The 4,699-nt window shown below is 51.2% G+C and carries 4 protein-coding genes, 4 tRNA genes and 1 rRNA gene; 1 reads left to right on the top strand and 8 read right to left on the bottom strand.

Going from position 1 to position 4,699, the window contains the following annotated elements; all coding sequences use genetic code 11:
* The 5 genes from NNN71_RS23695 to NNN71_RS23675 all read right to left on the bottom strand — a co-directional run.
* The coding region (locus NNN71_RS23695; protein ID WP_000031721.1) for a GTP-binding protein at positions 1–427 on the bottom strand (427 nt) is incomplete at its 3' end.
* 116 nt (positions 428–543) lie between these two features.
* Positions 544–619, bottom strand: a tRNA-Thr gene (locus NNN71_RS23690).
* A 5-nt stretch (positions 620–624) separates the two neighbouring features.
* Positions 625–699: transfer RNA gene (locus NNN71_RS23685), tRNA-Gly, on the bottom strand.
* Positions 700–818: 119 nt separating this feature from the next.
* Positions 819–903 (bottom strand) — tRNA-Tyr (locus tag NNN71_RS23680).
* A 3-nt stretch (positions 904–906) separates the two neighbouring features.
* Positions 907–982, bottom strand: a tRNA-Thr gene (locus NNN71_RS23675).
* A 423-nt stretch (positions 983–1,405) separates the two neighbouring features.
* Between NNN71_RS23675 and coaA the strand changes: the two genes are divergently transcribed.
* Entirely contained in the window at positions 1,406–2,356 is a 951-nt protein-coding gene (gene coaA / locus NNN71_RS23665; RefSeq protein ID WP_065358485.1) for a type I pantothenate kinase, read from the top strand.
* Between the two features lie 36 nt (positions 2,357–2,392).
* Here coaA and birA read toward each other — a convergent pair whose 3' ends face one another.
* From birA to rrf, 3 genes are all read right to left on the bottom strand, one after another.
* On the bottom strand, positions 2,393–3,355 hold the full coding sequence (gene birA, locus NNN71_RS23660; RefSeq protein ID WP_163449375.1) for a bifunctional biotin--[acetyl-CoA-carboxylase] ligase/biotin operon repressor BirA: 963 nt from the start codon (positions 3,353–3,355) through the stop codon (positions 2,393–2,395).
* Positions 3,352–4,380 (bottom strand): UDP-N-acetylmuramate dehydrogenase, encoded by a 1,029-nt coding sequence (gene murB, locus NNN71_RS23655; protein WP_271459492.1) that lies wholly within the window; start codon positions 4,378–4,380, stop codon positions 3,352–3,354. Before murB ends, birA begins: the two co-directional genes overlap by 4 nt.
* Before the next feature lie 200 nt (positions 4,381–4,580).
* A 5S ribosomal RNA gene (rrf, locus tag NNN71_RS23650) occupies positions 4,581–4,696 on the bottom strand.
* Positions 4,697–4,699 lie beyond the last annotated feature (3 nt).

Raw genomic sequence — 4,699 nt, 5'->3', positions numbered from 1 at the left:
CATCAACCATGTCGCATTTGTTCAGGAACACGATGATGTACGGAACGCCTACCTGACGACCCAGCAGGATGTGCTCACGAGTCTGCGGCATCGGGCCGTCAGTCGCAGCAACAACCAGGATCGCGCCGTCCATCTGAGCAGCACCGGTGATCATGTTTTTAACATAGTCGGCGTGCCCCGGGCAGTCTACGTGTGCGTAGTGACGGGTCGGGGTGTCGTATTCAACGTGGGAGGTGTTGATGGTGATACCACGAGCTTTTTCTTCCGGTGCGTTATCGATCTGGTCGAAAGCACGAGCAGCACCGCCGTAGGTTTTAGCCAGAACGGTAGTGATTGCAGCGGTCAGGGTAGTTTTACCATGGTCAACGTGGCCGATAGTACCGACGTTGACGTGCGGTTTGGTACGTTCAAATTTTTCTTTAGACATCGATAGTCCCTCTAATACACGGATAAATCGGTGATATCACCACATCAACCAGACAAAACGCCTGAATTGTTGAATGCTTGAATTTGAACAGAGAGAAATGGGAGGGAGAAGAGAAGTGGTGCTGATACCCAGAGTCGAACTGGGGACCTCACCCTTACCAAGGGTGCGCTCTACCAACTGAGCCATATCAGCACGTCTGGAGCGGGCAGCGGGAATCGAACCCGCATCATCAGCTTGGAAGGCTGAGGTAATAGCCATTATACGATGCCCGCATCCTAAAACTCGGCTACCCAGTTCTTTCTGTGCCAAAGGAAAGAGATTTCTCCCTTTCCTTTGTTTGAGCTAGTTATTTTACCAACCAACTCTGGCTTCGCAATGCTTAGCCTGAAAGTGGTGGTGGGGGAAGGATTCGAACCTTCGAAGTCTGTGACGGCAGATTTACAGTCTGCTCCCTTTGGCCGCTCGGGAACCCCACCTGATGGTGCCGACTACCGGAATCGAACTGGTGACCTACTGATTACAAGTCAGTTGCTCTACCTACTGAGCTAAGTCGGCATCAAGTAGCGCGCATTCTATGGAGACCTGCGGAGACATGCAACTAAAAAATTGCATAAAATGTTCTATCGCTCACGTTTTGTGCGTTTGCGCGTAAAAACTCAGCAAAACGTCGGTTTTACGTCCAAAAATCTCGCTGTGGATCGGATAGTCTCGCGATGCTTTGCTCGTCTTTAACGATATTCAGGGCGAATGTTCAGGCTGGATAGCGTAGATTTTCGCATTGTCTTCTTTAGCGCTCTTTCTTCATTAATGGCAAATCGCCTGGTTGAGAGTAAACAGTGGCGTTTTCTCACGAAAGCGCCACTCATTTGGATTTTTTCTTCTTTTTATCTTCCATCTGGTGTTAACCTCCTGCCCATTGTCCTGATTAACTGAATGTGAAGCGTCGCGTGCAGTCAGCGTGGTAGCCAGAACATGCTTATGAGAAAACAAGAGCAAACGTTAATGACACCTTATCTACAGTTCAATCGTAGCCAGTGGGCAGCGCTGCGCGATTCCGTGCCAATGACCCTGACTGAAGGCGAAATTACGCGCTTAAAAGGTATCAACGAAGATCTGTCGCTGGAGGAAGTGGCGGAGATCTATTTGCCTTTGTCACGTTTATTGAACTTCTATATTAGTTCTAACCTGCGCCGCCAGGCGGTGCTGGAGCAGTTCCTTGGCACTAACGGCCAACGCATTCCTTATATCATCAGTATTGCCGGCAGCGTGGCGGTGGGTAAAAGTACGACCGCGCGCGTGTTACAGGCGCTGCTGAGTCGTTGGCCGGAACACCGCCGCGTCGAGCTGATCACTACCGACGGTTTTCTGCATCCTAACGAGGTGCTTAAAGAACGCGGCCTGATGAAGAAGAAAGGCTTCCCGCAGTCGTATGATATGCATCGACTGGTGAAATTCGTTTCTGACCTGAAGTCCGGGGTACCGAACGTTACCGCACCGGTCTATTCGCATCTGATTTATGACGTTATCCCTGATGGCGATAAAACGGTCACTCATCCCGATATTTTAATCCTTGAGGGATTAAACGTTCTGCAGAGCGGGATGGATTATCCGCACGATCCGCATCATGTATTTGTTTCCGACTTCGTTGATTTTTCTATTTATGTTGATGCGCCTGAAAAATTATTACAATCGTGGTATATCAACCGTTTCCTGAAATTCCGCGAAGGGGCCTTTACGGACCCGGATTCTTATTTCCATAACTATGCGCAGCTTTCCAAAGAGGAAGCCATTAACGTCGCGACATCACTGTGGAATGAAATTAACCTACGAAATCTAAACGAAAATATTCTACCAACGCGTGAGCGCGCAAGCCTGATTTTAACAAAAAGCGCTAACCATTCCGTTGAGCAAGTGCGGTTGCGGAAATAAAAAAGATAAAAGAAAAGGGAGCCGAAGCTCCCTTTTTTATTCGGCGCTGCGCAGCGAAATCTCACCGCCCATCCACGGTTTAATTACCCCATCTTGCTCAAGTAATAATGCTCCCTGAGTATCAATTCCACGGGAAATACCGAAGATTTCTTTATCACCGATAATCAGTTTCACCGGCCGATTAATAAAGTTATCTAATTTATCCCAGCGCGAGAGATATGGTGCCAGGCCTTCCTGCTCGAAGAGATGCAGCGCTTCATGCAGCTCATTAATTAAGCGCGCGGCCAACACGTTACGATCGATGGTGATCCCCGCCTCTTGCAGGTTGATCCAACCCTGGTTAATCACATCGTTTTCAACACGACGCATAACCAGGTTAATGCCGGCACCAATGACGATTTGCGCGGCATCACCCGTCTTACCGGTCAGCTCAACGAGAATACCGGATAGTTTACGGTCATTCAGATACAGGTCATTTGGCCATTTCACCCGCACTTTATCCGCACCGAGATCCTGAAGGACTTCAGCCATCACAATACCAATCACCAGGCTCAGGCCAATCGCGGCGGCAGGCCCCTGCTCTAAACGCCAGTACATGGAAAGATACAGGTTAGCGCCAAACGGTGAGAACCATTTACGGCCGCGACGGCCACGGCCCGCCTGCTGGTATTCGGCGACGCATGCATCACCGGACTTCAGCTCACCAATACGATCGAGCAGATACTGGTTTGTCGAGTCGATAACCGGGAGAACCGCGACATCACCGTAATCAACCGCATTGCGAATACGTTCAGCATTCAGCAGTTGTATCGGTTCCGGTAAGCTATAGCCCTTACCAGGTACGGTAAAGACATCGACTCCCCAGTCACGCAGCGTCTGGATATGCTTGTTAATCGCCGCGCGGCTCATCCCCAACGTTTCGCCTAACTGCTCGCCGGAGTGAAAATCGCCGTCGGCCAGTAGTGAGATAAGCGTTAATGGCACCGTATTGTCTTTCATTGAATTACCTCAACCGCGTTCACTTCACCCGTAGAACCAATAAAGCGAACTTCAGGTTCCAGCCAGACGTTAAATTTGTCGCCCACCTGCTGGCGAACATAATGAGCCAGCTTCACCACATCGCCACTCCGGGCGTGATTGATATTCACCAGTACCAGCGCCTGCTGTTGGTGTACCGCTGCGCCGCCTTCAATGTGACCTTTCAACTGACACTGATCGATAAGCCAGCCAGCCGCCAGCTTAACGCTACCGTCCGCCTGTGGGTAATGGGGTGCTTTCGGGAAGTTCGCCAACAGCGTCTGTGCGTATTCTGCGCTGACCACAGGGTTTTTAAAGAAGCTGCCCGCATTGCCGTTAACCTTAGGGTCCGGCAGTTTGGTCATGCGCATATGGCAGACAGAATCGAAAACCTCGCGTGGAGTGGCGGTTTGCGGATCCAGGCGAGTCAGGTCGCCATAAGTCAGTACCGGCCGCCATGCTTTGGCCAGGCGGAAGCCAACTGCAACAATCGCAAAACGATCCTGATAGGCATGCTTGAAGATGCTATCCCGGTAACCAAACTGACATTCTGCGGCAGTGAGGCGTTTGCGCTCTCCGGTGGCCAGCTCAATACAGTCGACATACTCGCAAACGTGCTGTAATTCGACGCCGTAGGCGCCGATATTCTGAATAGGGGATGAACCTGCACAGCCAGGGATTAGCGCGAGGTTTTCGAGGCCAGGCATGTTGTTATCCAGCGCATAGCGAACCAACTGATGCCAGTTCTCGCCTGCGCCGACGTGTAGGTGCCAGGCGTCTGCGGTTTCATTGACCTCAATACCTTTGAGGCGGTTAAGGATCACGGTACCGGAATAGTCTTCCAGAAACAGGACGTTACTTCCTTCACCCAGGATCATAACCGGCAGCCCTTCACGGGTTGCTTGCTGCCAGGCGCGCAAAAGTTGTTGTTCGTTTTCAGCGCATACGATGTGCTTTGCACAATGGTCAATGCCGAAGGTGTTCCAGGGTTTTAGGGAGTGGGTCATGGCTGCTTTCCTGATGCTAAATCGGCGATAGTTTACCGTATCTGCATGGGGAAGGCTTGCGGTTATATGGAGGAAGAGCTTCTGGTAATACAGGAGAGCGAGACCGGATAAGACTTTGGCGCCAACATCCGGCATGTGAGACGGGATCGTACAGACGCAAAAAAGCCCATCCGTCAGGATGGGCTTCTTCACTATTTGATGCCTGGCAGTTCCCTACTCTCGCATGGGGAGACCCCACACTACCATCGGCGCTACGGCGTTTCACTTCTGAGTTCGGCATGGGGTCAGGTGGGACCACCGCGCTACAGCCGCCAGGCAA

The organism is Kluyvera sp. Awk 3, from assembly GCF_028069715.1.
GTDB classification, from domain to species: domain Bacteria; phylum Pseudomonadota; class Gammaproteobacteria; order Enterobacterales; family Enterobacteriaceae; genus Kluyvera; species Kluyvera georgiana_A.
Note: the sequence above shows the minus strand (reverse complement) of the source record. Positions and strands in the feature narration are given on the sequence as shown.